Here is a 25,176-nt window from a genome sequence, read left to right as displayed (position 1 = left end):
TACGAAAAAAGTCTATATGCAAAACGTATATTGCACTTGTATCGTCTTGTGTATACGCTGGTCGTATCAGCTAGCCGTCAAGCGATGAGGAGGACGAGATGCGACGACGTTCCGCAGAGGGCATCTCTGAGTTCGAACTTGCAGTTCGAGATGAGGTGCGAGCCTGGATGGCCCGGAAGGGAGTCAGTCAGACTGAGCTGGCTGGGGCCTTGGGAATTTCACAGCCAAACCTCTCGACGCGCCTCAAAGGCAAGACCGCCTTTGTGATCCATGACCTGGCAGTGATTGCTGGCTACTTCGGCATCACTGTCGGCGACCTTCTTGGGCCCGTTGCCTCAGCACCGATCGAGATTCCCGCTCAGGATGCAGAAAATCCCGCCCCGGCCATGGCCGGAACGGGATCCTCGTCTGTGCGCCCCGTGGGGCTCGAACCCACGACCCACGGATTAAAAGTCCGATGCTCTACCAACTGAGCTAGAGGCGCACGCCCGCACGCGACGGCGTGCAGAGCACTCCCACTGTACACGAGCCGGGCGGACCCCCGCGAACGTCGCGGGGCCTCGGGAGGGGGCGCCCGGCGTCGTTCCCCCGGTCCCGTCCCGGCCCTTTAGGCTGGGGGCATGGAGTCACCGATCAGCCAGTACCTGGGCACCGTCCACCGCGAGATCAGCACCCTGGACGAGGGCCAGCCCAGCCACTCGACGCCGGTGCTGGCGGAGGGCGACCCGGACGGGTTCGGGATCGCGATCGCGACCGTGGACGGGCACGTCTACGAGGTCGGCGACGCGGGCCAGGAGTTCACCATCCAGTCGATCTCCAAGGCGCTGTCCTACGCGATCGCCCTGGAGGACCACGGCTTCGGGTTCGTCGACGAGCGGATCGACGTCGAGCCCTCCGGCGACGCCTTCAACGAGATCTCCCTCCAGACCAACGGCCGCCCCGACAACCCGCTGATCAACGCCGGGGCCATCGCGACGACGGCGCTCATCGACCCGGGCCGGGAGGGCCGGGCCGCGCGCATCCTCGAGGCCTACGGCCGGTTCGCGGGCCGGGAGCTGCACGTCGACGAGGCCTCGCACCGGCAGGAGAGCCGCTACGGGGACCGCAACCGCGCGATGGGCTACCTCATGAAGTCCTTCGGGATCATCGAGGGCGACGTCGAGCAGGCGCTGGACGACTACTTCCTCCAGTGCTCGATCTCGGTCACCGCCCGCGACCTCGCGCTCGTGGCCGCCACGCTGGCCAACAACGGCGTCAACCCGGTCACCGGCGTGCGGGCCGCGACGCCGGCGGTCAACGCCCGGGTCCTGTCGGTCATGTCCACCTGCGGGATGTACGACGACTCGGGGCACTGGATGACCGAGGTCGGCATCCCGGCCAAGTCCGGCGTCGGGGGCGGGATCATCGCGGTCCTCTCCGGCGAGATGGGGCTGGCCGTGTACTCGCCGCCGCTGGACGAGCACGGCAGCAGCGTGCGCGGCGTCGAGACCTGCCGCCGGCTCGCGGGGGACCTCCAGCTGCACTTCGCCCACGCGACCGCCGCCGCCCAGGCGACCGTCCGCGGCGTCTACCCCGTCTCCGAGTCGCCCTCGCAGGTCCGGCGCAACCAGGAGGCGCAGGACGTGCTGGACGAGTACGCGGCGCGGGCCATGGTGGTCGAGCTGCAGGGGGACCTCATGTTCGCCGCGGTGGACTCCTCGGTGCGCGCGATCATCGACGCGGTGGAGGGCGACGTCGTGACCGTGATCGTGGACGGGCGGCGCGTGGGCAAGGTGCTCGACGCCTCCGCGGAGATCTTCCGGAACCTGCGCGAGAGCTTCGCGGGCGAGGGGAGGGAGCTGGTCGTGGTGGACCCGGAGGGCCTGCTGCCCCTGCCGGAGGGGATCCGGACCTTCGACACCAAGGACAGCGCGGCGGCCTGGGCCGAGGACCTCATCATCGAGCGCTACGGCTCCGAGGACAGCCGGCCGGAGCGGGTGGGCCTGCTGGACAGCCCGCTCGCCGCGCACATCTCCGCGGAGCAGCGGCAGCGGCTGGGCGGGCTGCTCGAGCGCCGCCAGGCGCGGGAGGGCGAGGAGATCCTGACCCCCGGCGAGGACTTCGCCGGGATCCACATGATCATCTCCGGGCGGGTGCGCCAGAGCCTGCCGGTCCGCATGGACGAGGCGGGGGACCGGCCGAGCGGCGACGCCGCGCGCGAGGAGCTGACGGTGGGCGAGCTGTCCCCGGGCATGACCTTCGGCGAGGGCTGCCTGGGCTTCTCCGACCGGCAGATCCTGCGGGTCACCGCGCTCGACGACGTCGAGTACTTCCTGCTCCCCGCCGCGGTCCTGGACCGCCTGGACCGGGAGGACCCCGCCTTCGCGCTGCTGGTCTGGCAGGCGATCGCGCGCGAGGGGTACCGCCAGGTGGGCCACCAGCTGCGGGAGATCGGCCTGCGCACCAGCCAGATGGGGTGAGGCCGGCTGGACGGGGTGCGGGCCGCCGGGTGCGATGCGGCCCGCCGGATGCGGTGAGGCCCGCCAGCTGGGTGCGGCCCGCCGGACAGGACGGTGCGGGCCGTCGGCACCGGGCGCGCTCCCGGGCGACAGGCGTAGGCTGGGACCGATGTCTTCCACAGAACGCCACCACAAGCCCGTGAAGTTCTCGCCCCAGCTCTTCGACCACTGGGAGGGCGGCGAGGACCCGGAGACCATCTCGCAGGCCGCGCACTCGTCGGCCTGGGCGATCCTGTGCCAGGGCCGCGGCACCAGCGACCCGGCGGTCACCGCGCGCCTCGTGGAGTTCACGGACCACTACGGGCTGGACGCGATCGCCGAGATGTGGGCCGAGGCCCCCGGCGTCTCTCTGCCCGGCGCCCTCTGGCGCATCTACGCGCTGCGGGACACGGTCCGCCGCAATCCCGACGTCGTGGGCCGGTACTACGAGCTCGGGCAGGGCAGCGCCGAGGTCGCCCGGGTGGTCGCGGGGGTCGCGGACCCGCCCGCCGCCGACGAGCTGTGCCGCACCGTGGACGCGATCCTCACCGGGGCGTACACGGGGGAGTTCGACGTCGCCCTCGAGCGCTTCGCGGCCTTCTGCCGCGTCGTCGCGCTCGGCCAGGCGGTGGCCGCCGACCGCAACGACGTGGCGGTGCACCCGGCGGGGGCCGAGGCCGGCGCCCGGGCCAGCGAGTTCTTCACGGACCCCGGCTCGAGCCGCGTCGGAGCGCGCCTGACCCGCGCCTCCCGCCGGCTGATCACCACCGCCGAGGAGCTGGAGTCCGCCGCGGGCGCCTGGCGGCACGGGCAGCTCGACTGACCCGCCGCGGGCCGACCTGACGACGGATCCGTCGCGGTGCCGCCCCGCCCCTACAGCAGCGCCGAGGTGAGCCGGCAGACGTTCTCCGTCGCCTTGGTGTAGAGCGGGCGGCGCAGCCACTGCGCATAGTCCACCTCGTCGCAGACCTCGATGTACTGCCGGGCCAGCTCGTCCACCTCGGCGTTGATCTGGGGATCCAGGATCAGCATCGAGACCTCGAGGTTCAGCGAGAAGGACCGCTGGTCCATGTTGGAGGAGCCGATGAGGGACACGTCGTCGTCCACCAGCATGAACTTGGTGTGCAGCACGGTGGGCGCCGGGTAGAGCTGGATCTTGACGCCCATCTGCAGCAGGCCCGCGTAGTAGGAGCGCTGCCCGAAGTGGGGGAAGAACTTGTCGCCCTTGGCGCAGACGATCAGCGTGATGTCGATGCCCGACTGGGCCGCGGTGGTCAGCGCCATCTTGAGCGAGTCGTCGGGGACGAAGTACGGGCTGCAGATGATGATGCGCCGCTCGGCGTTGTAGATCAGGTGGTTGATCAGGCGCAGGTTGTTCTCCGTCTCGAACCCGGGCCCCGAGGGCACCGCCTGGGCCATCACCCCGGAGTCCAGGGAGGGCAGGTCCTGGTCGACCTCGTCGAGGAGCAGGTCGCCGGTCTCGGCGTACCAGTCGGAGATGAACAGCGCGTTGAGCTCCGCGACCATGGGCCCGCGGATGTCCAGCATCAGGTCCTTCCAGGCGAGGTCCTTCCGCAGGTTCGCCCTCTTGTTGTAGGACCGGTCGATGATGTTCTGCGAGCCGGAGAAGCCCACCTCGCCGTCGATCACCAGGATCTTGCGGTGGTTGCGCAGGTCGGGGCGCTGGTACTCGCCGCGCCACGGGCGCAGGGGCAGCATCCGCCGCCACGAGACCCCCTCCCGGTCCAGGCGCTTGACCAGCTGCGCGTACCCCGGGTATCCCACGGAGCCCATGTGGTCGATCAGGATGTGGACCTTCACGCCGCGGGCGTGGGCGCGGAACAGCGCGTCCAGCAGGGGAGCGCTCGAGGAGTCGTAGGCGACGATGTAGAACTCGAAGTGGACGTACTCCTCCGCCTCGTCGACGGCGCGCGCCATGACCTTCATGGCCTCGTGGTTGTCGGGCAGCAGCGAGAAGCGGTTGCCGCCGGCCATGGGCAGGGAGCCGAGCCGGTAGTTCAGGATCGCCGCGGCGACGTCGGACTCCCGCAGGTGGCCCTGGTCCCCGAGGATGGGCTTGTTGCCGATCCGCTCCCGGATCAGCTCGTTCATCCGCGACTGCCGCTCGCGCCGGCTCTTGGGCAGGTAGCGCGAGCCGATGACCAGGAAGATCACGATGCCGACGTAGGGGATCAGGAAGATGGCCATGAGCCAGCCCAACGCCACCGAGGGCTTGCGGTTGTAGGGGATCCAGCACAACGCCACGATGCGGATGATGATGTCCAGCGCGAAGATGATGCCGTCGACCCAACCGGGGAACCACGGGATGTTGAGCAGGGAGAAGTTCACCCGTCCGAGTGTACGGGAAGCCTGCCGGACGGCCCGGCCGTGCCCTGACGCATGACGCCCGTGACCTGCGGCGGGACCGGATCAGCCCGCCGGCAGAACCTCAGCCCGCCGGCCGCTCCTCGGCCCGTTCCGCCGCCGCACGGCTCACGGCGATCGCCACACACGCCGCGGTGACCACGAGGTTGATCGCGACGCTCAGCATCTCGGGCGCCCCCGTGCTCAGGGCGTCCCGGCCGGGGACGGAGGACGGGAAGAGCAGAGGGATGGCGTTGAGGTAGACGTTGATGCCGGAGCCGTCGGCGCTGATGCCGTTCCAGAACCTGCCGCCGCCGGGGGAGATCACCAGCGTCGTCACCAGGCTCTGCACGGCCGTTACCGCGAGGTAGCCCGCCCAGCCCAGGAGCACGTACAGCGCCCGCGAGCGGATCCGGGAGGCCAGCGACGCCGCGGCCACCATCAGGGCGCAGAAGGCCGCCGCACCGCTCGCCGCCTCCAGCCCGTACACCGTGGCGGCGACGAGCGGCCGCTCCGGGCCCACCGACCCCGCCAGGTGCTCGATGAGGACGACGCCGGCCTGGATGACGGTGAGGAACACGACCGTCATGACCGTGGGCGGCACGGCGCGCACCAGGCGGTGGGGAAGCCCCGAGGGCAGGTCGGGGAAGCTCTCCGCCCGGGGCCAGAGCAGCACGAGGAAGCCCGAGTAGGCCACGAGGACCAGCCAGGAGATCGTCTGGATCAGCGGCAGGGCCTCGTGCAGGGTGGAGGGCGCGCCGGCGATGTCCTGGGCCAGGCGGTCGACGGTGGCGCTGCCCCAGACGACCAGCAGGCCCGCCCAGTAGAGCGGGGTGTGCTTGAACAGCGCCGTCCAGGGCCCGAGGCGCCGGAGGGGCGTCGAGCTCAGCGTGGGCATGCCGTGCTCCATCATGCTCCGACCACCCTGCCTCTCCTCGTGGTTGCCGCCGTATCTAGGCGGGATGACGCGACTGCCGCCGAGCCAACGATAGCGCATCGGTCCAGGCCGGAGCCCAGTCCGGGGAGCAGCCGGCGATCTCGGCCAGGCGTCTCTGGGCGGTCTCCGGGGGGACGTGGTAGAGCACGGTCCGGGGGACGTCCGGGGTCGGGTGCTCGAACGGGGCCCCGGCGTCGGGCGCGGTGCCGGGCACCGGGCTGGGCGTGGTGCCGGGCGTGGTGCCGCGCTCCGTGCGGCGCCCGTTCCCGGCCGCTTCACGGCGTCCGTCCGCCGGCCCGCGGGCGCGGCGTCGCCCGGCCTCCGGGGACGGCAGCATCACGGCCCGCCGGGTTCGGCGCAGCGCCGCGTAGGCGACGCCGGGCCCGACGCGGTCGGCCTCGGTGACGATCAGCCAGTCCAGCCGGTGGTGCCCGAGCGGGCGAGCATCCGCGGAGGAGCTCGACGGGCACGTCGACCTCCGGGAAGACCGCGAGCAGCGTCTCCCAGGCCGCCGCGGCGGCGTCGGGAGCTACGTCCCGGCCGGTCGGTGCGGCCTCGAGGCCGCGTCCCGGCCGGCCGCCGCAGCGTCGGGTGCGGCGTCTTCACCGGCCGCCGCGGCGTCGGGCGCCTGCTCCGCCCCGGCGCCGAGGAGCTCACGGGCGAGCAGCAGGCCCGCGCGGACCTCCGCGGTCTGGAGCCGCAGGACCAGCCCGTGGAGCCGCGCCGCGCTGCGGTACGCCTCGACGCGCGCGGCCTGGACCTCGGCGTCGAGCCACGGCGCGGAGGCGGTGTCCTCCTGCCAGTCGCCCGCAAGCCACTCCTGGTCCACGGCGTGCCGCCGGTGCGGGTAGGCCGCGAGCTCGTCCTGCAGGGAGCGCACGGTCGCGGCGGACTCCTGCAGCTCCTCGCGCAGGGCCTCCGCGTCGGCCCGCGCCCGGCTCAGCTCGCGTTGCAGCGCGTCACGGCGGGCGCGGGAGGCCTCCTCGGTCCGCTGGGTCTCCGCCCGACGGTCCCGCAGCTCCTCGAGCCGCGCGCGCCAGGGTGGCCCCGCCCGGCCCAGCGTCACCGTGCGGCGGACGACTCCCGGCGCGGCCCCCAGGTGGGCGGCGATCACGTCGCTCAGCTCGCTGGTGCGGTCCCAGGCGGCGCGGTGCTCGGCCTCGGCCGCGCGCAGCTCCTCCTCGAGGGCCTGCTCCGTCCCGCGCACGCCGCCGAGCTGCCGGGCGGTCCGGCTGATCGTGTTCTGCGCGCGCATCAGCATCGGCACGACCTCGTGGCAGCGCTGCCGGGCGGCCAGGAGCGCCTCGACGCGATCCTGGCTCTCGACGACGCGCGCGGCGAGCCGGTCCCACTCCTCGTACTCGGCCGGCGAGGGGGCGCCCTCGCGCTCCTCCAGGGCTCCGAGCACGGCGTCGACGGCGTCGACCGCGTCCACCGCCTCCCCCGGGACCAGCCCGGGGTACAGCCCGGCCTCCTCCATCCCGGGCAGGAGGCTCACGCGGGCCCCGTAGCCGCCCCGCCCGGCGAGGACCCGCTCCAGCGGGCGGGCCCTGACGACGCCGAACCCCGCGAGGTCCGGGTGCAGCGCGTGCACCGAGCGGTGACCGGCCGACGCCGCGGGCTCGGGGTCGAAGGCCTCGGCGGGGTCCGGCAGGTCGGCGAGGGCGCGCCCCGGCGGGTCAGGAGCGCGGCCACGAGCATGCGCCGGGCCCGGGCGGGGTCGACGCCGTGGACCAGGGAGGCCGGGACGGACCAGAGACCCTCGTCCCCGCCGAGCTCCGCCAGGGCGCGGTTGACGGAGAACTGCGTCGCGACGGAGGCCCCCTCGGCCTCGGCGACGCCCAGGGGCAGCTCGCGCGGCGCGACGCCGGAGTACATCAGGCGCGGCGCGGCGGCCACGTCCTCCCGCACCTCGGGCGCCTCGATGCCCAGCAGGCCCGCCGCCGCCTGGCGGAACCGGCTCCCGCGGGCGGCCTCGTCCAGCGCGGCGGCCGCGGGGTGGTCGATCAGGGGCAGGGCCGGGATGCGCGCCGTCGGGCCGTCGGTCCGCAGGCTGGCCACCCGGACGGGGGAGTTCACGATGCGCTCGCTGCGCAGGGCGCCGGCCTCGAAGACCCGGTGCGTCTCCTCGACGAGCTCCACGAGGTCCGCGCGCTCCAGGGCGCGGGAACCCCCGCCCGACCCGTCCGAGAGCCGGACCCCGCGGGCCCGCAGCGTCCCGAGCATCGCCTCGCGCCACGTCCGGGAGTCGGAGCCGAAGTCCGTCACGGCCCGGCCGAAGCCGGAGAGGGCCAGCGCGGCCCAGCAGGCGCGGGAGACCGCGAGCGTGCCCACGTCCACGACGCCGTCCTGATCCACCTGCAGCGCGAGGAGCGGGGTCAGGTCCGAGGAGGGGATGCGGTAGGGGTCCGCTCCTCCGGGGGCGGGCCCGGGGGCGGGATCGGGTTCTGGACCGGGTCCGGGCGCCGGGCGGCCCGCGGCGTCCGCGCGGTCGTCCCGGGAGGACGGGCCGGTGCCGGTGCGGGCGCCGTCGGCGTCGAAGGCGAGACCCGCCCTCACGAGCAGCGTCCGGTAGGGCAGCAGCCCGGCGAAGACCGTGTGCCGCCAGGTCCCGCGGCCGTCCCGGTGGCCCGTCACGGGATCCCAGGGGAAGCGGTGGTCCCGGAGGTAGTCCTTGATGGTCACGTCGCGCCGGGCGAATCCGGGCTCGGGCAGGGCCCTCGGGCTGAGCTCGGCGATCGAGCGCCAGAGATCGAGGGGATCGTCTGCGAGGGGGGTTCCGCGGGGCATGGTTTAAAGCTACAAGCTCGCGTCCGCCGATGTGGGGCGATGGACTTACTATTAAACGGCGCGTCTCGCCGCGCCCCGTCAGACAAGGAGCCCCCGTCCCCGTGCCCACCGGTCACATCCGCCAGCTGCTCGCCTTCTCGCCCGGTCGATCGGACCAGGTCCCCGCCTTCAGGATCGCGGTCAGCATCGCCGTGCCCCTCGTCGCGATGCTGCTGCTGGGGCGTCCCGACCTCACGATCTTCGCCTCCTTCGGCGCCTTCACCGCGATCTACGGGCGCCAGGAACCCCTGCGCGAGCGCTTCCGCCACCAGTGCGAGGCCGGGGGCCTGCTGCTGGCCATGATCATGCTGGGCGCCCTGCTGTCCTTCACGGGCGCCTCGGCGTGGGTCGTGATCCCGGTGGTCGCGCTCGCGGGCGGCGTCGGCGCCGTCGTGAGCTCGATGCTGGGGCTCAAGCCGCCGGGGGCCATCTTCTACCTCTTCGCGGCCGGGGCGATCGGCAGCCTGCCGCCCTCCGCCGACCTCGGCCTCGGGCTGGCGGTCGCCGCGCTGTCGGTGGTGTGGTGCCTCCTCGTGGGGCTGCTGGCCCGGTTGATCGGCGAGGGCCACCGCGGCCCGGTCTCTCCCGTGGCCGCGCGCTTCGTCATGCCCCCGCGGGAGATCGCGCGGCAGGGGCTGCTGTACGCCGGCGCGGCGCTGATCGCCGGCGTGCTCGGCGAGGCCTCGGGGCTCAGCCACTTCTACTGGGCCATGGTCGCGGCGGTCGCCCCGATCTCCGCGCCCGACGTCGCGGCCCGCCTGTACCGCGGCATCCACCGGGTGGTGGGAACCTTCGGCGGGATCCTGGTCGCCGCCTTCGTGCTCTCGACCGGCCTGCAGCAGTGGCACCTTGTGGTCTACGTGGTGCTCTTCCAGTTCCTGGCCGAGCTGTTCGTGATCCGCAACTACGGGTTCGCGCTGCTGTTCATCACGCCGCTGGCGCTGCTGATGCTGCAGCTGGCCCACCCGACGTCGACCCAGGAGATCCTGACGGCGCGCATGGCCGAGACCGCGATCGGCGCGGCCGTGGGCCTGGCGCTGGTGCTGCTGTTCCGCACCACGGAGGAGCGGGAGGCGGACACGCGGGCGCTGCCGATCCTGCGCCTGATCGGGCGCCGCGGGGGGAAGCGGGCCGGGTAGGCCCGGAGCGGTGCCGACGGGGCCGTTCCGGGGCGCGGCGGACCCGGCGTCCCGCGCCGCCCCTATGCGGGCCGGATCCTGCCGTCCCGCGCCGCCCCTATGCGGTCCGGACCTGCGACTCCACGGTGGCGGCGAGCTTGCGCAGCGCCGAGCGCCAACCCGCGGCCACCGTCTCGTGGATCTCGGGGGGCATGGGACCCTGGCTGATGACCACGCGCGTCCCGGCCCGGCCCTCGACCTCGCGCTCGAGGAACTCGATCCGGTGGAACACGCTCGCGTCGGTCGCCTCGCCGTTGGGCCCGGGCAGGGACTCGCGGTGCTCCAGCAGCTCGCCCTCGACGACGCTGACGTAGGTCGCGTACATCGGGACCGCCTGGCTCGGATCGGCGTGGTTGACCATGACCAGGCGCAGCGTCCCGCCCGGGCGGGCGTCCAGCGAGATGGTGTGGACGGGCACGAGCCACCCCTCGGGGCCGTACCAGCCGGCCAGCCGCAGGGGGTCGACGAAGGCGCCGAAGACCTCCGCGGGGGAGGCCGCGACGTCGGCGGAGACGGAGACGATGTGGTCCGGGGGGACCGTGGCCAGAATGCTCATGAGGTGCCTTTCTCAGCCCCGGGAACTCGCGTAGTAGCGTCCCATGAACTCGTCACGGTACGCGAAGTAGTCACCCGAGGCCATGGTCTCGCGCGCGGTGTCGACCATGCGCACGATGAACCGCTCGTTGTGGATCGAGGCCAGGGTCGCGGCGAGCCGCTCCTTGGCCTTGAAGAGGTGGTGCAGGTAGGCGCGCGAGTAGTTCGCGCACGTGTAGCAGTCGCAGCCCTCGTAGACGGGGCCGAAGTCGGTCTTGAAGCGGGCGTTGTTGACGTTGAACCGGCCGTCGGGCGAGTAGACCGCCGCCGAGCGCGCGACCCGCGTGGGGGAGACGCAGTCGAAGGTGTCCGCGCCGTTCTCCAGGGCGACGAAGATGTCGTCCGGCTCCGAGATGCCCAGCAGGTGCCGCGGCTTGTTCTCGGGCAGCTCCTCGTTGCACCAGCGCACGATCGTGCCCAGGTTCTCCTTCTCGAGCGCGCCGCCGATCCCGAAGCCGTCGAAGCCCATCGCGCCCAGGTCGCGGCAGGCCGTGCGGCGCAGGTCCTCGTACTGGGCGCCCTGGATGACGCCGAACAGCGCCTGGTAGGGCCGGTGCGAGCGCTCCTCGGTCAGCCGGCGGTGCTCGGCGAGGCAGCGCAGCGCCCAGAGTCGGGTCCGCTCCAGGGCCTGCTCCTGGTAGGGGCGGGAGTTGTAGAGCGTGGTCAGCTCGTCGAAGGCGAACATGACGTCGGCCCCGATCCGGTGCTGCACGCCCATCGAGACCTCCGGGGTGAAGCGGTGCAGGTCCCCGTTGAGGTGGGACTTGAAGGTCACGCCGTCGTCGTCCACGTGCGCCATGCGCAGCTTGCCGGCCGCGACGTCGTCGTCCCCCAGGGGGCGCCCGTCCGCGCCGGCCGCCCCGGAGACCGTGCCCATGTCGATGACCTTCTGGAACCCCGAGCCGAGCGACATCACCTGGAAGCCGCCGGAGTCGGTGAAGGTCGGGCCGGGCCAGTTCATGAAGGACCCGAGGCCGCCTGCGGCGTCGAGCACGTCCGAGCCGGGCTGCAGGTACAGGTGGTAGGCGTTGGCCAGCAGGGCCTGGGAGCCCAGCTCGCGCATCGACTCCGGCAGCACCGCCTTGACCGTGGCCTTGGTCCCCACCGGGATGAACGCGGGCGTGCGGATCTCGCCGTGCGGGGTGCTGATGACCCCGGTGCGGCCGAGGAACTCCCCGCCGTCGTTGCGGGCGCGGGCGTCGGCCGAGGAGTCGGCGCCGACCGTCTCGGTCAGGCGCGCGCCGATCCGGAAGCCGAACTGGTCGCTGGGGAAGGTCGTATCTAGCACCCGTACATCCTAGGGGGTCGAGGGGAGAGCGGTCTGCGACGGCCGTCATGGCGCCGGCCACCCGGTCCGGGGAGGCCCGACGCCGAGGCGGTCGACCCGGTCCGCCGCCGGCCCGGCGACGACCCGTTCGGCGACGACCCGTCCGACTCGACACCGGCCCGGGGACGCCCCGTTCGGCCCACCCGGTTGCCTACGCGGCCGCTAGCACCGGCCCCAGCCGGCGTGGGCCAGCGCGCGGTGGACGAGGTCGCCGGCGCCCCCCTCGAACTCCTCCTGGATCGAGGGGCTGACGGCCTCGTCCGGGGTCAGCCAGGACAGCTGCAGCGCGTCCTGCCGGGGCTCGCAGTCCCCGGTGACCGGCACGATGTAGCACAGGGCCACGGCGTGCTGCCGCTCGTCCGTGAGCCCCGACTGGGACGGCGCCGGGAAGTACTCGGCCACCGTGAAGGGGGCGAGGGTGAAGGGCATCTGCGGCATGGCCAGGGGCCCGAGGTCCTTCTCGAGGTGGCGCAGCAGGGCCGCGCGCACCGTCTCGCGGTAGTGCACCCTGCCGGAGACGAAGGACCGGACCATGGTCCCCTCCTCGTTGGGGCGCAGGAGGAGCCCCACCTCCGTGATGTTCCCCAGCGGGTCCAGGACCACGGGGATGGCCTGGATGTAGACCATGGGGAGGCGCTGGCGGGCCTGGGCGAGCTCCTCTTCGGGAAGCCAGCCCGGCGTGGGATCCGGGGTACGTACACTGCTCATGTGTCGGTTCTATCTCACCCGCGGGCGGCCCACCTAGCCGCGCGGGCCGAAATCGGCGAGGTTCGGCTACCCGCTGAATAGCGGGCGGCTCCTCACCGCTCGAGGCGCCAGGCCGCCTCGAGGATCGTCCACGCCTGGACCTGGGAGGACAGCTCCGCGCCGACGCCGGCCCCCAGCACATCGGAGCAGTGCCGGGCGGCGTCGGGGGAGAAGACCGCGACGGCGCTGTTCCGGATCTCCGTCACGTCCACCCCGATCTCGTTCAGCGGCAGGTCCGGGTCGTACTCGCGGCGCCCGCTCCAGAGCATCTCCGCGGTGGCCAGCACGAGGTCGCGGGCCGTGGCGCGGGTCTCCGCGGCCAGGCGCTCGTCCTGCGCGGCCGCGGCGAGGTGCCGGGCCAGGATGCCGGCGAACAGGCCACCGTCCCCGCTGCCGCGGGTGTCCAGGACGCGCACCGTGGTGCCCTCCACCTCGACGTCGACCGCGAGGTTCCGCGCCGCGGCGGCCACGATCTGCTCCGCGTGCCGCAGGTCCCCCGCGGGGTGCTCGAGGTGCGCGGCCAGGACGGTGCCCTGGTTGTAGGAGTGCACGCTCCGATCGACCTGCGGGACCCGCTCCCCGCTGCGGGCGGGCACCAGGCGGATCCCGTCGAGGTATCCGCGCTCCTCGTCGAAGAGGTTCTCGCGCAGCCAGGACAGCAGGGGCGCGGCGTCCTCGTGCCGGCCGGCGCGTGCGAGCGCCATCGCGATCGGGGCCGTGGAGGGGACGTTCTTGTAGTCCTCGGCGGTGTTCCAGAACGCACCGCCGCCGAGCTCCGGCGTGAGGGCCCGGGCCAGCCGCGGGTACAGCGCGCGGCCCGCCTCCTGCGCGATCGCGGACCCGCGTCCCGTGGCCCGGCGGGACAGGGCGTTGAGCCGCTGGGCCGCGAGGGTCAGCCAGGCCATGTCGTCGTAGTAGGAGTTCGTGTAGCTGCCGAGGTTGTGCCAGCGGATCCCGCGCAGCAGGCGCCCGCCGCGGTCCAGCCACAGCGCGGCCTCGTCCGGGCGGCCCAGGGCGAGCTCGCGCTCCCCGGCGTCGACCATCGCCTCGAGCAGGTGGGCCTGCCACCAGTAGTTCCAGCGGGTCGCGCGCGCGGCGAGACCCTCGCGCGGGGGCACGCAGGAGCGGGCGATGAGGGTCCCCGGAACGCCCAGGAGCCGGTGGACGTAGAGCCTGGTCACCGAGGCGGCCGCCCGCCGCGGGCGCTCGGGACGGCCCCGGTCCGCCGCCGGGTCTCCGCCCTCGGCGCGGCCCCGCCCGTGGCGGCCCGCGCGGGTGGGCGCGGGTCCGCGGCGGAGCCGGGGTCGGCCGGGCCGGGCGCGGCCGTGCCGGGGCCGGCGTCGCGCCGGGACGCGGGGACGTCCGGTCCGGGTGCCGTGGGGTCTGGGGTCATGGTGCCTCCCGCGCTGGTGGTCGCTGCTGCTCGGTTGCCGTGGGTTCCAGCGTACGCGCCGAGCGCAGGCTCAGCCGCTCGCCGGTGAGGGGGTGGGTCAGCGACACCCCGCGGGCGAGCAGCTGCAGCCAGGGCAGCTCCGCGGCCTCCTCGGGCGGCAGCACGCGCGGGTAGAGGGGATCGCCCAGGATCGGGCGCCCGATCGAGCTCAGGTGGACCCGGATCTGGTGGGTCTTGCCGGTGCGCGGCATCGCCCGGTACAGCCCCAGGCGCCCCGCGGCCCCGGGGACCTCCCGGAGCAGGCTCACGGCCGTGAACGCGTTGGGCGGCCCCTCGACCTCCCGGGCCTGCAGGACGCCCGGGCGCTTGTCGATGCGGGAGGCCAGCTCCAGCGGGGCGGCCGGGTGCCGCGGCACCTCCGGGGCGCCCGGCGGGTCCAGCGGGGCGAGGGCCTCGTAGGCCTTGGCCACCCGCTGCGTCTCGAACAGGGCCTGCAGCGGCCCGCGGGCCTCGCGGGTCTTGGCCAGCAGCAGGACGCCGGCGGTCAGCCGGTCCAGCCGGTGGGCCGGGGTGAGCAGCCCGTTGCCCGTGGAGGCGCGCAGGGCGGTGACCACGGTGCGCCGGACGTGGGCGCCGCGCGGGGTCACGGCCAGCCCGTGCGGCTTGTCGACCACCAGGAGGTGCTCGTCCTCGTGGAGCACGGGCAGCTCGATCGGGGGCCCGGCCTCCGGGGGCAGCGGGCGGAAGACCCAGGCGTGCCCACCGGGCTCGTACGGGGCGTCGAGGCCGAGGGGGCCGCCGTCCGGCCCCAGGACGTCGCCGCGGGCGAACAGGGCCGCCGTCGCCCCGGCGTCGTACGGCGGGAAGCGCTCGGTGAGGAACGCGGCGAGGCACGCCCAGCGCCCCTCGCGCGGCAGACGCACCCGGGTGGGGGAGACGCCGTCGCGCGGGGGCACGGGCGGCTGCGGCGGGGGCGGCGGGCCATCGGCGGGCTGGGGAGGCTCGGTCAGGCGCGGGGCGTGCCGGAGGCGCCCTCGTGCAGCTCCTCCTGGGTCCCGTTGGCCGGGTTGAGGCGGCTGTGCCGGCGCGAGTAGGCGAAGTAGACGACGATGCCCAGCGCGAGCCAGATGACGAAGCGGATCCAGGTCTCCAGGGTCAGGTTCATCATCAGGTAGACGCAGATCAGCGCGGAAATCACCGGCAGCACCGGGACGAACGGGACCTTGAAGGCGCGCGGGACGTCCGGGCGCTTGCGGCGGAGCACGACGACGCCGATCGAGACGAGCACGAAGGCGAAGAGCGTGCCGATGTTGACCAGGTTGGCCAGCGTCGACAGCGGCAGGAACGCCGCCAGGATCGCGATGAACACCCCGGCGATGATGGTGAACCGGTACGGCGTGCCGAACTTCGGGTGGGTCTTGCCGAGGTAGGCGGGCAGCAGGTGGTCGCGGGCCATGGCGAAGCCGACGCGGGTCTGGCCGAGGAACAGGATCATGCACACCACGATCAGGCCGATGCAGGCGCCGATCGCGATCAGCCCGCCCATGAAGGGCAGCCCGGCCTGGACGAACGCGGTGGCCAGCGGGGCGCCGTCGTCGGGGTCGATGTCGCGGAAGTTCTGCATCCCGGTGATGACCAGGGAGACGGCCACGTAGAGGATGGTCACGATGGCGAGGGAGCCGAAGATGCCGATCGGCATGTTCTTCTGCGGGTTGCGGGTCTCCTCGGCGGTGGTCGCGACGATGTCGAAGCCGATGAAGGCGAAGAACACCATGGCCGCGGCCGCGAAGACGCCGCCGACGCCGAAGACGCTGGGCTCGATGCCGAAGATGGTCTGCACCAGCGGCAGGTGCAGCGCGCTGCCCTGCTCGCCCGAGGCGCCCTCGGCCGGCGGGATGAACGGCACCCAGTTGGAGACCTTGATGAAGAAGACGCCCGAGACGATCACCACGAGGACCACCGCGAGCTTGAGCGCGGTGACCACCTGGTTGATGCGGCTGGAGAGCTTGACGCCGGTGACCAGGACGACCGTGAGCCCCAGCACCAGCAGCCCGGCCGGGAGGTTGAGGTAGCCCTCCTCGGCGGTGGCCAGGGCCGTCGGGATCTCGAGCGGCGTCCCGGCCAGCACCACGTTGAGGTACTGGCTGAACGACGTCGCCAGGGCCGCGGCCCCGACGGTGAACTCGAGGATCAGGTCCCAGCCGATGATCCATGCGAGCAGCTCGCCCATCGTGGCGAACGTGTAGGTGTAGGCGCTGCCGGCGACCGGCACGGTCGAGGCGAGCTCGGCGTAGCAGAGGGCCGCGAGGCCGCAGGCCAGGCCGGCGATGACGAAGGACAGGGCGATGGCCGGTCCCGCGTTGGTCGCGGCGGCGGTGCCCGTGAGGACGAAGATGCCCGCGCCGATGCAGACTCCGACGCCGAAGACGATGAGGTCCAGCGCTCCCAGGTTCTTCTTGAGGCTGTGCTCGGGCGATTCGGTGTCCCGAATGCTCTGCTCGATGGACTTGGTGCGAAATAGCCCGAGTGACATGGGAATTCCTTCGATGGAGAGCCGCGCGGTCCGGATGCGGGGGCATCGGTGCGACGGCACGACGCCGGATGGCGGGGCTGCCACCGCCGGCGACGTGAAGATTATTATACGAAGGTCAAGAGTGAACCCTCCACCGCTGCGGCGTCAAAATATTCCGCCCCGCCTGGGGTTTCGGTAGTGTTCTCAGGGGCGCTCGCGGGGTACGGCCGCGGGCCGGACCCACCGGACGACGTCGAGAAGAGGCACCCAGTGCGCAGCGATCCCAGGAACGACCCCCGAGCGCCCGGGGCCCGCGGCGCGACGCCGGGAGCCGACGGCGCGCGGGCCGCCGAGGTCGCTCCGGCCGCCGGCGCTGCTCCGGCCGCCGGCGCGGCGGCGGCATCCCCGTCCGCAGCATCGGAACCTTCGGAGGAGCTGGTGGTCCTCCTCGACGACCAGGACCGCCCGGTGGGCACCGCCCCCAAGGCCGGGGTCCACACGGAGGACACCCCGCGCCACCTCGCCTTCTCCTGCTACGTCCTCGACGCCGAGGGCCGCGTGCTGCTGACCCGCCGCGCGCTGGGGAAGAAGGCCTGGCCGGGCACCTGGACCAACAGCCTCTGCGGGCACCCCGGGCCCGGTGAGGACCTCCCCGCGGCCGTCGCCCGCCGCGCTCGCCAGGAGCTCGGCCTGGAGCTGGCCGAGATCCGCGAGGTGGTCCCGGACTTCTCCTACCGGGCAGTGGACGCCAGCGGTATCGTCGAGGACGAGTTCTGCCCCGTGTACGTGGCGCGGGCGGCGTCGACCCCGGAGCCGCGCCCCGCGGAGGTCTGCGAGATCAGCTGGGTGCCAGCGCGCGACGCCGTCGCGGCCGTGCGCGCGGTGCCGGCCGCCTTCAGCCCCTGGATGGGCTGGCAGCTGGAGCGCCGTGAGCTGCGCGAGGCGCTGGCCGGCTGAGCAGGTGCCGCGGAGGCAGGCCCGAACGCGCTGGCGCCCGGGCTCGACCGCGCTGGTGCCCGGGTCCGGGCCGATGACGCCGGCGCCCGGGCCAGGCCCGGCCGTGCCGGTCTCCAGGCCCGCCCCCCCCCTTGACCGACCCTCGAGTCCGCCACGACGATGAGCTGATGGACTACACACGACTGGGAAGCTCCGGGCTCTTCGTCTCCCGCATGGCGCTGGGCTGCATTCCGTACGGCTCGGGCGGCGGCTTCGAGAAGATCGCCGGAGTGGGCGTCGAGGAGGCGTCGCGCGCGATCCGGGAGTGCCTGGACCGCGGCATCAACTTCATCGACACCGCCAACCTGTACTCCGCGGGCGACTCCGAGCGTGTGGTCGGCAGGGCGCTGGGCTCCGACCGGGACCGCGTCGTCCTGACCTCCAAGGCCCGCATGCCCACCGGCGAGGGGCCCAACGACGGCGGCTCCAGCAGGATCCACCTGACCCGCGCCGTGGAGGACAGCCTGGAGCGCCTGGGCACCGACCACCTGGACCTGCTCTACCTGCACGCCTGGGACGGCCAGACTCCGATCCGGGAGAGCATCGAGACCGCCAACGAGCTCATCCGGGCGGGCAAGATCCGCTACTGGGGCGTCTCCAACTACAACGGCTGGCAGCTGGCCAAGACCGTGTACGAGGCGAAGCTCGCGCACCTCGAGGGGCCCGTGTCCCAGCAGGTCTACTACACGCCCGAGGCGCGGGAGGCCGAGTACGAGATCATCCCGGCCGCTCGGGACCTCGGCGTCGCGACCTTCGGGTGGAGCCCGCTGGGCGAGGGCCTGCTCAACGGCAAGGTCCGCCGCGGGCGGGAGACCCCCTCGGACACACGGCAGGGCGCCGGGTGGCCCGAGCCCCACGTCACCGACTGGGACCGGGCCTACGATCTCATCGAGCTGCTCGACGAGATCGCCCGAGACCTCGGCTGGAGCATCCCGCAGGTAGTCATCTCGTGGCTCATGGACCGGCCAGGGGTCAACGGGATCGTCGTCGCCGCCCGCAGGTTCGAGCACCTGACGGAGGATCTCGATGCCGGGGAGACGGCCCTCCCCGCGGAGGCCCGGGACCGCATCACCGCGGCGACGCAGCTGCCGGCCTACTACCCGATCTGGCACCGGCTGCTCAACGGCAAGGACCGGCCGGAGCCCGCCGAGGCCGAGTTCTACGCGGAGTTCGAGAAGCACCGGATCGACGCGCAGGACTGACGCCGCGGCCGCCGCGCCCCGTCCCGAACCGGCGGGAGGCCCGCTCCCCTCGGGGAGCGGGCCTCCCGCGCGGGCGCCGGCCGGGGAGGATCAGGGCCCCCGGTGGTGCTCCTTGGACTTCTTGCCCCCGGTGGCGTAGAACATCAGCCCGGCGAGCAGGAGCACGACGACGATCACGACCGGGATGATCCAGAGGTTGGAGGCGCTGGTCGCGGTGGCGATGAGGATGACGGCGACCGCGCCGACCACCATCGTCAGGATGAAGACGGTCAGCACCTGTTTGCGGGAGCGTTCCGGGCGGTGGTTCATGACGAGTGTTCCTTTCCGAGCCGGTCGGCTCGTCGAGGGACGGGCGGGGGATCGTCCCTGATGCTTCCCCGTGACGGGTCTCACTCTCACAGTACCCGCATCGGGGCGCGCCGCCACGAGATACGCCGTGAGTGATAACGCCGCGCGGCCGGTGGACGGGGCCGGCCCGCGCACCCCGGTGCCGCCCGGCGCGCGGCTCAGCTCAGCCGCGGTCCGCCGGCCCGCCGGAGGCGAGGCTCTCCCGCAGGATCGCGGGGAGGTCGTACGAGCGGTGCGTGGCCCGGGGACCACCCGGAGCACGACGCCGGCCCACCCGGCCCCGCGGTAGGCCCGGGCGCCCCGCCGAGCCGCCGCGGCCGCCGACCAGCCCAGGCGGGACCCGCGGGCGACCCGTCGCGGTCCCCGACCCACCACAGCAGCGGCAGGCCCGCGGCGCCTCGCCGGGGCGGACCGGGGTCGCCGGACGGTCCTCCGCCGCCGACCATGACGGCGCCCGCGACCCGGAGGGCCGGGGCGGCGAGCCCTCGTCGTCCGCAGATCCCAAGCCCGTCCAGCCCCGCACCCCCTGCCCCCTGAGCGAGCCTCTCGACCAGGCGGGGCAGCTCGAAGCCGATGAGCTCCGCCCCGCCCGAGTAGCCCATGAGCCACACGCGCCCCGGCGGCGTCGGCAGCTCCCGCGCGACCCGCCGGACCAGGCGGACGAGGGCCTCGGCGTTCTCCCGGTGGCGGACCCACCAGGTGAACCCGGCGAGGCCGACGGCGCGGTCGGGGTGTCGACGGCGAGCAGCGCCGCGCCGTGCTCCGCCGCGGCCGCCGCGAGCCCGCATCGTGCGGCCGCGCGGGGAGTGGAAGCGGGAGAGCGAGGGCAGCCAGTAGTCGCCGTCGAGGTAGACGACCAGGCCGGTGGGCGGCGTCGAGCCGAGGCGGCCGACGTCGAGGTGGTAGCGGATCCCGCCGGCCGCGCCGCCGCGGTGGCACGGTCGGCCGGGCTCCGCTCGCGTTCCGCCGGCCGCCCCGCCCGGGCGGCGTCGTCGGCGCGGCGGTGCAGCGTCACCCCGGTCCCTCCTCGCGCGGGGCGCGGTGGGCGGCCCGCCGGTCGGCGTGGGTCGTGAGGGCCCGGCCCAGCGCGCGGGAGATCGGCCCGAGCCCCGGCGCCGGCGTCATCCCCGCCTCACCGGGTCCCGGCCTCGCGGCGCATCCGGATGCCGCGCGGCGTGGTGTAGAACCCCGCGTCCACGAGGGCCTGGCGGAGGGAGCCGAGGGCGTCCGGCCCCTCGTGCGACCCGGAGACCCGCTCGAGGATCCCCAGCCCGTTGACCTTCTCCACCACGAGCTTGTCCACCGCGCCCAGCCGCACGGCCCGGGCCACCGCGGGCGCCGCGAGCTCGAGGTCCCGTGCGTCCGCGCTGAACGCCAGCATGGTCTTCCCGCCCCGCTCGACGTAGAGCACCGGCCGCCCGTCCACGAGGACGACCAGAGCACCCGCCTTGCGGCCGGGGCGCGCCAGGCGGCCGTCGTCGTCGGCGCCGCCCAGCAGCTCGGCCGCCGGCACGGGGTCCGGCCAGGACAGCGTCGCGCCGTAGGCGTTGGCGGGGTCCGTGGCGGCCAGCACCAGCACCTGCGGGGTGCGCGGCGTCGAGGCGGAGCCCTCCAGCTGCTCGTCGATCATCGAGGAGCGCAGCAGGTCCACGGTCGAGGGCGCCGCGAACTGCGCCCCGCCCAGGCCGTCCACGAAGTACCCGCGGCGGGCGTCGCCCTGGTCCTCCTGGGCGGCGAGGATCTGGTAGACCGCGGCGAACCCGCCCGGCGTCTCCTCCTGGGCCACCGCGCCGCGGGTCAGCACGCCGTAGCGGTCGAGCATGAGCTGGGCCAGGGCCACGGCGCGCACGGTCTCCTCGAGCGGCTCCTCGTCCAGGAACGCGCTGACCCGGGACCAGCGGCCCGAGAGCTCGCGCTCGCGCTGCGGGGTCAGCCCGCTCATCCCGGGCGTGATCGAGCCGGTGGGGCCGGTCGCGCTCAGCCCGCCGGCCGCGCCGCCGAGGCCCGGGGCCCGGCCGCGTCGCGCCGTCGCGATCCGCCCCGCCCCGCGCCGACCCGCGGACCGGGCCCGCGCGGGCGCCTTGGGCCGGGAGTGCGCGCCGCGCCCGCCGTCGAGGAAGGCCCGCAGGGGCGCCGCGGTGTCGTTGGTGGCCAGGCCCGCCCAGACCAGCTCCCACAGCGCGTCCCCGGTCTTGGCCAGGGAGAACCCGGCCCGGGCGGCGATGCGCGGGACGAAGTCGGCGCCGTCGCCGATCGCCGCGTACACCGCCCGGGCGTCCGCGCTCAGGTCGTCCAGGGGGATCGCCGGCTCGGGCCGCACGGTCAGGTCGGCGGACTCGGCCAGGTGCAGCGCGACCCAGCCGTCCTGCCCCGGGATGGTCCCGACGCCGGTCCACAGCACCTCGCCGCCGGACATCGCCTCGTCGAGCATCGCCGGGGAGTACCGCTTCACGCGCGAGGGGAGCACCAGCGTCTCCAGGGCGGAGGCCGGCACGGGCACCCCGGCGAGCTGGTCGATCACCGTCAGCAGCCCGTCGGCGTCGCCCACCCGGGGGTCCTCGGCGGAGCCGTCGGCGCGCACGCGCTGCCAGGCGGGCAGGAACCGGGCGTAGGTCGCGACGTCGACCGGCTCGATCTGCGAGCGCAGCTTCGCCAGGGAACGACGCCGGATGGTCCGCAGCACCCCCGCCTCGCACCACTCCTCGGCCTCCTCGCCCGGGGCGTCCCCGCGGCGCCGGGCCAGCAGCTCGGCGGGCACGAACCGGCCCGAGACCACCCGCCGGTCCGCGGCGAAGCGCTCCAGCACGGTCTCGACGACGGCCCGCCCGAGCCCCAGCGCCGCCGCGGCCTCCGCGGTGGTGAAGGGCCCGTGCGTGCGCGCGTACCGGGAGACCAGGTCCCCCAGCGGGTCCGGGACGGGCTCGATGAACGCGGCCGGCACGCCCATCGGCAGGGGGAGGCCGAGGCCGTCGCGCAGCCGGGCGGCGTCCTCGACCGCGGCGATCCGCTCCTCGCCGCCGACCCGCACCCGGATGGCCCGGTGCGCGGCGACCAGCTCCTCGGCGGCCGCGCCGGCGGCGTCGGGCTCGGTCAGGCGCCGGGCCGCCTCCTCGACGCTCAGGGGACCCAGCAGCCGCAGCAGGTCCGCGAGGCCCTCGGCGCCGCGCATCCGCCGGTCCTCGGCCAGCCGCTGCAGCTGGGCCTCGGTCTCCTCGACGACGTCCGGGTCCAGCAGCTCCCGCAGCTCGTCCCGGCCCAGCAGCTCGGCGAGCAGCGAGGGGTCCAGGGACAGCGCGGCGGCCTTGCGCTCGGCCAGCGGGGCGTCCGTGTTGTACAGGAACTGCCCGACGTAGCCGAACAGCAGGGTCTTGGCGAAGGGCGAGGGCTCCGAGGTCTCGACCTCCCGGACCGCGATCTGCCGCCCCGCGATCCGCTCGTGGATGCCGCGCAGGGCGGGCAGGTCGTAGACGTCCTGGAGGCACTCGCGGACGGTCTCCAGGATGATCGGGAAGCTGGGGTACTTGCGCGCGACGTCGAGCAGCTGGGCCGAGCGCTGCCGCTGCTGCCACAGCGGGGTCCGCTTGCCGGGGTCGCGGCGGGGCAGCAGGAGGGCGCGCGCCGCGCACTCGCGGAACCGGGAGGCGAACAGGGCGGAGGAGCCGACCTGCTCGGTCACGATCGCGTCGAGGTCCTCGGGGTCGAACATGAACAGGTCGGCGCCGGGGGGCTCCTCCTCCATCGCGGGCACGCGGAGCACGATGCCGTCGTCGGCGGCCATCGCGGAGCCGTCCAGGCCGTACTTCTCGTCGATGCGCGCGCCGACCGCCAGCGCCCACGGGGCGTGGACCGGCATCCCGTAGGGGGAGTGCAGGACCACGCGCCAGTCGCCCAGCTCGTCCCGGAAGCGCTCCACGATCATGGTCTTCTCGCTGGGCACCTGCGCGGTCGCGGCCGTCTGCTCGGTGACGTAGGTGCGCAGGTTGTCCACGGCCCACTGGTCCAGGCCCGACTCGGCGAGGCGGCGCTCGGCCGCCCGCGCGTCGTCCTCGCCGTCCTCGAAGGCGCTCGCCAGCTCGCGGGTGAAGCGGCCGGTGGCCTCGCCGAGGTCCACCGGGCGGCCGGGGCCGTCGCCGTGCCAGAACGGGAGCTTGCCGACCTGGCCGGGGGCCGGGGTCACGCTGACCCGGTCGTGGGTGATCTCCTCGATCCGCCAGCTCGTGGCGCCCAGGGCGATGACGTCGCCCGCGCGGGACTCGTAGACCATCTCCTCGTCCAGCTCGCCCACGCGCTTGGGGCCGCGGTCGGTCTCGTCGGAGCCGACGATATAGACCGGGTACAGGCCGCGGTCCGGGATGGTGCCGCCCGAGGTGACCGCGACCCGCTGCGAGCCGGGCCGGGGCTCGAGCACGCCGGCGTCGCGGTCCCAGACCAGCCGGGGGCGCAGCTCGGCGAACTCGTCGGAGGGGTACTTGCCGCTCAGCAGGTCCAGCACGGCGTCGTAGGCGGAGCGGGGCATCGCGGCGAAGGGCGCGGTGTGGCGCAGCGCCTCGAACCAGGCCTCGACGTCGATGGGCCCGAGCGCGCACGCCGCGACGGTCTGCTGGGCGAGCACGTCCAGCGGGTTGGCCGGGATCGAGAGCGGCTCGATCCGCCCCGCGCGCATCCGGTCCACGGTCACGGCCGCGGAGAGCAGGTCGCCGCGGTGCTTGGGGTACATCACGGCGCGGGAGACCTCGCCGACCTGGTGGCCCGCGCGGCCCACGCGCTGCAGGCCGCTGGCCACGCTGGGCGGCGACTCGACCTGGATCACGAGGTCCACCGCGCCCATGTCGATGCCGAGCTCGAGCGAGCTGGTCGCGACGACGCAGCGCAGCCGCCCGGACTTCAGGGCGTCCTCGATGAGGGCGCGCTGGTCCTTGGACACCGAGCCGTGGTGGGCCCGGGCCAGCTCGGCCGGCGCGGTGCCGGAGGTCAGGTGGTTCACCGCGGGCGGGGCGTAGGGGATCTCGGGGGCGCCGGCGTCGTGGGCGGCGTCGTTGACGTCCGGCCGGGCGGCCTCGGAGCTCCCGGGCCGGGCGTCCTCGCGGCTCCCCGTCCGAGCGTCCTCGCGGGCGTCGTCGAGGGTGGCCGTGGCGGCCCCGGGTCCCGCCGGGGCGGCGGCCGGCCCGCGGCGCGGGGCCTCCACCCGCATCCCGGAGCCCGCGCTGCGGGTCGAGGGCCCCGAGGACGGCGCGACGTTGCCGCGCTGCTCCTCCCGGAACGCGTGCACCTCGTTGAGGCGGGAGGTCAGCCGCTCGGCGAGGCCGCGGGAGTTGGCGAAGACGATCGTGGAGCGGTTGGCCTCCACGAGGTCCACGATCCGCTCCTCGACGTGCGGCCAGATCGAGGCCACGACCTCGTGCGGGGTGTCCGGCGGCAGCTTGGCGGAGCCGCCGCGCTCGGCCTCGGCCACCGCCAGCGGCGACTCGAGGTCGAGCCCGAGCGCGTCCTCGAGCGTCGCGTTGCCGGAGGCGGCCGAGCCGGCGTCGAGCCCGGTGCGTACCTTCGGCAGCTCGGAGCGCGGCACGGGCGTGGTCAGGTTGGACATGTCCGGCACGGGCACCGAAACTCGCAGATCCCAGCGCTTCTCCAGCGGGGGCCGCACGATGCTGACCGGCGCGGTGCCGCCCAGGAAGCGCGCGACCGTCTCGACCGGCTCCACGGTCGCGGAGAGCCCGATCCGCTGGGCGGGCCGCTGCAGGATCTGGTCCAGCCGCTCCAGCGAGACCGCCAGGTGCGCCCCGCGCTTGGTGCCGGCGACGGCGTGGACCTCGTCGATGATCACGGTGTGCACGTCCGTCAGGCTCGCGCGCGCCTTGGAGGTCAGCATGAGGTACAGCGACTCGGGCGTGGTGATGAGGATGTCGGGCGGGTCGGTGACCAGGCGGCGCCGCTCCTTGCCGGGGGTGTCCCCGGAGCGCACGCCGACCGAGATCTCGCGGGGCTCGCGGCCGTGGATCCGCGCGGTCTGCGTGATGCCCACCAGCGGGGCGCGGAGGTTGCGCTCGACGTCGACGCCGAGCGCCTTCAGCGGCGAGATGTACAGGACCTTGGTGCGGTTGACCTCGCGGGCGGCCTTCCGGCGGCCGCGGCCCGGGGAGGGCTCGGGCTCCTCCGGGGGGCCGAGCCCGGTGGGGGTGGCGGGGACGGCGGGGGGCGGCGCCCGGCTCTTTTACACATCTCCCAGGCCCCGGGGCTAGGGATGAACTCCGTAGCCGGCCTTTTCCTTGAAA

General features: G+C 74.1%; 16 protein-coding genes, 1 tRNA gene and 2 pseudogenes. 6 read left to right on the top strand and 13 right to left on the bottom strand.

The annotated features are described in order from the left end of the window. Positions 1 to 98 precede the first annotated feature (98 nt). Positions 99 to 320: pseudogene (locus tag NBM05_RS15875) on the top strand (helix-turn-helix domain-containing protein); the annotation flags it as partial. A gap of 91 nt (positions 321 to 411) precedes the next feature. On the opposite strand, the gene NBM05_RS07280 reads toward NBM05_RS15875, so the two are convergent. Next, a tRNA-Lys gene (locus NBM05_RS07280) sits at positions 412 to 484 on the bottom strand. Positions 485 to 620: 136 nt separating this feature from the next. Between NBM05_RS07280 and glsA the strand changes: the two genes are divergently transcribed. Both glsA and NBM05_RS07270 read left to right on the top strand, forming a co-directional pair. After that, positions 621 to 2,459, top strand: a complete 1,839-nt coding sequence (gene glsA, locus NBM05_RS07275; RefSeq protein WP_254166189.1) for a glutaminase A — start codon at positions 621 to 623, stop codon at positions 2,457 to 2,459. 148 nt (positions 2,460 to 2,607) lie between these two features. After that, positions 2,608 to 3,300, top strand: coding sequence for a hypothetical protein (locus NBM05_RS07270; protein ID WP_254166187.1), 693 nt, complete (start codon positions 2,608 to 2,610; stop codon positions 3,298 to 3,300). A gap of 50 nt (positions 3,301 to 3,350) precedes the next feature. Here the strand turns inward: NBM05_RS07270 and cls are convergent, their stop codons facing one another. The 4 genes from cls to NBM05_RS07250 form a co-directional block, all read right to left on the bottom strand. Continuing rightward, positions 3,351 to 4,826 (bottom strand): cardiolipin synthase, encoded by a 1,476-nt coding sequence (cls, locus tag NBM05_RS07265; RefSeq protein WP_254166185.1) that lies wholly within the window; start codon positions 4,824 to 4,826, stop codon positions 3,351 to 3,353. Positions 4,827 to 4,926: 100 nt separating this feature from the next. Further along, positions 4,927 to 5,739 (bottom strand): hypothetical protein, encoded by an 813-nt coding sequence (locus NBM05_RS07260; protein ID WP_254166183.1) that lies wholly within the window; start codon positions 5,737 to 5,739, stop codon positions 4,927 to 4,929. Between the two features lie 568 nt (positions 5,740 to 6,307). Further along, complete coding sequence (locus NBM05_RS07255; protein WP_254166181.1) at positions 6,308 to 7,276, bottom strand: hypothetical protein; 969 nt, start codon at positions 7,274 to 7,276, stop codon at positions 6,308 to 6,310. Continuing rightward, entirely contained in the window at positions 7,273 to 8,568 is a 1,296-nt protein-coding gene (locus NBM05_RS07250) for a hypothetical protein (RefSeq protein WP_254166179.1), read from the bottom strand. The genes NBM05_RS07255 and NBM05_RS07250 overlap by 4 nt, the downstream gene beginning before the upstream one ends. Before the next feature lie 101 nt (positions 8,569 to 8,669). Here NBM05_RS07250 and NBM05_RS15650 point away from each other — a divergent pair, with 101 nt between their 5' ends. After that, positions 8,670 to 9,746 (top strand): FUSC family protein, encoded by a 1,077-nt coding sequence (locus tag NBM05_RS15650; RefSeq protein WP_254166177.1) that lies wholly within the window; start codon positions 8,670 to 8,672, stop codon positions 9,744 to 9,746. 97 nt (positions 9,747 to 9,843) lie between these two features. Here the strand turns inward: NBM05_RS15650 and NBM05_RS07240 are convergent, their stop codons facing one another. From NBM05_RS07240 to NBM05_RS07215, 6 genes are all read right to left on the bottom strand, one after another. Further along, positions 9,844 to 10,341 carry an SRPBCC family protein gene (locus NBM05_RS07240; RefSeq protein ID WP_254166175.1) on the bottom strand — a complete coding sequence of 166 codons (498 nt, stop codon included), beginning with the start codon at positions 10,339 to 10,341 and terminating at the stop codon, positions 9,844 to 9,846. Between the two features lie 12 nt (positions 10,342 to 10,353). After that, complete coding sequence (gene tgt, locus NBM05_RS07235) at positions 10,354 to 11,667, bottom strand: tRNA guanosine(34) transglycosylase Tgt (RefSeq protein WP_254166173.1); 1,314 nt, start codon at positions 11,665 to 11,667, stop codon at positions 10,354 to 10,356. A 201-nt stretch (positions 11,668 to 11,868) separates the two neighbouring features. After that, positions 11,869 to 12,414: an NUDIX hydrolase family protein gene (locus NBM05_RS07230; protein ID WP_254166171.1), complete on the bottom strand. Its 546-nt coding sequence runs from the start codon at positions 12,412 to 12,414 to the stop codon at positions 11,869 to 11,871. 92 nt (positions 12,415 to 12,506) lie between these two features. Next, positions 12,507 to 13,634 (bottom strand): glycoside hydrolase family 76 protein, encoded by a 1,128-nt coding sequence (locus NBM05_RS07225; RefSeq protein ID WP_254166169.1) that lies wholly within the window; start codon positions 13,632 to 13,634, stop codon positions 12,507 to 12,509. Between the two features lie 208 nt (positions 13,635 to 13,842). Next, positions 13,843 to 14,802 carry a pseudouridine synthase gene (locus NBM05_RS07220; protein ID WP_254166167.1) on the bottom strand — a complete coding sequence of 320 codons (960 nt, stop codon included), beginning with the start codon at positions 14,800 to 14,802 and terminating at the stop codon, positions 13,843 to 13,845. Between the two features lie 50 nt (positions 14,803 to 14,852). Beyond that, the gene (locus NBM05_RS07215) at positions 14,853 to 16,379 is read right to left on the bottom strand and encodes an amino acid permease (protein ID WP_254166165.1); all 1,527 of its coding nucleotides are present in this window, start codon (positions 16,377 to 16,379) and stop codon (positions 14,853 to 14,855) included. A gap of 414 nt (positions 16,380 to 16,793) precedes the next feature. On the opposite strand from NBM05_RS07215, the gene idi reads away from it, so the two are divergent. After that, a complete protein-coding gene (gene idi, locus NBM05_RS07210) occupies positions 16,794 to 17,315 on the top strand; it encodes an isopentenyl-diphosphate Delta-isomerase (protein ID WP_302183779.1) in 522 nt (173 codons plus the stop codon). Between the two features lie 167 nt (positions 17,316 to 17,482). Further along, positions 17,483 to 18,556: an aldo/keto reductase gene (locus NBM05_RS07205; protein ID WP_254166161.1), complete on the top strand. Its 1,074-nt coding sequence runs from the start codon at positions 17,483 to 17,485 to the stop codon at positions 18,554 to 18,556. Between the two features lie 90 nt (positions 18,557 to 18,646). Here the strand turns inward: NBM05_RS07205 and NBM05_RS07200 are convergent, their stop codons facing one another. Together NBM05_RS07200 and NBM05_RS07195 are read right to left on the bottom strand one after the other, a co-directional pair. Continuing rightward, positions 18,647 to 18,865, bottom strand: coding sequence for a hypothetical protein (locus tag NBM05_RS07200; protein WP_254166159.1), 219 nt, complete (start codon positions 18,863 to 18,865; stop codon positions 18,647 to 18,649). 1,171 nt (positions 18,866 to 20,036) lie between these two features. Further along, positions 20,037 to 25,079: pseudogene (locus tag NBM05_RS07195) on the bottom strand (Lhr family ATP-dependent helicase); the annotation flags it as partial. Between the last annotated feature and the right edge of the window lie 97 nt (positions 25,080 to 25,176).

It is taken from the genome of Rothia santali (genome assembly GCF_024199905.1).
Lineage (GTDB): Bacteria > Actinomycetota > Actinomycetes > Actinomycetales > Micrococcaceae > Rothia > Rothia santali.
The sequence above is the reverse complement of the archived record's forward strand: the minus strand, read 5'-3'. Positions and strand labels throughout refer to the sequence as shown.

Excerpts from the sequence above, each read along its gene's own strand:
- NBM05_RS07230 (WP_254166171.1), bottom strand. The coding sequence starts at position 12,414 with ATGAGCAGTGTACGTACCCCGGATCCCACGCCGGGCTGGCTTCCCGAA.
- glsA (WP_254166189.1), top strand. The coding sequence starts at position 621 with ATGGAGTCACCGATCAGCCAGTACCTGGGCACCGTCCACCGCGAGATC.
- NBM05_RS07215 (WP_254166165.1), bottom strand. The coding sequence starts at position 16,379 with ATGTCACTCGGGCTATTTCGCACCAAGTCCATCGAGCAGAGCATTCGG.
- NBM05_RS07250 (WP_254166179.1), bottom strand. The coding sequence starts at position 8,568 with ATGCCCCGCGGAACCCCCCTCGCAGACGATCCCCTCGATCTCTGGCGC.
- NBM05_RS07200 (WP_254166159.1), bottom strand. The coding sequence starts at position 18,865 with ATGAACCACCGCCCGGAACGCTCCCGCAAACAGGTGCTGACCGTCTTC.
- NBM05_RS07270 (WP_254166187.1), top strand. The coding sequence starts at position 2,608 with ATGTCTTCCACAGAACGCCACCACAAGCCCGTGAAGTTCTCGCCCCAG.
- NBM05_RS07240 (WP_254166175.1), bottom strand. The coding sequence starts at position 10,341 with ATGAGCATTCTGGCCACGGTCCCCCCGGACCACATCGTCTCCGTCTCC.
- NBM05_RS07260 (WP_254166183.1), bottom strand. The coding sequence starts at position 5,739 with ATGCCCACGCTGAGCTCGACGCCCCTCCGGCGCCTCGGGCCCTGGACG.
- NBM05_RS07205 (WP_254166161.1), top strand. The coding sequence starts at position 17,483 with ATGGACTACACACGACTGGGAAGCTCCGGGCTCTTCGTCTCCCGCATG.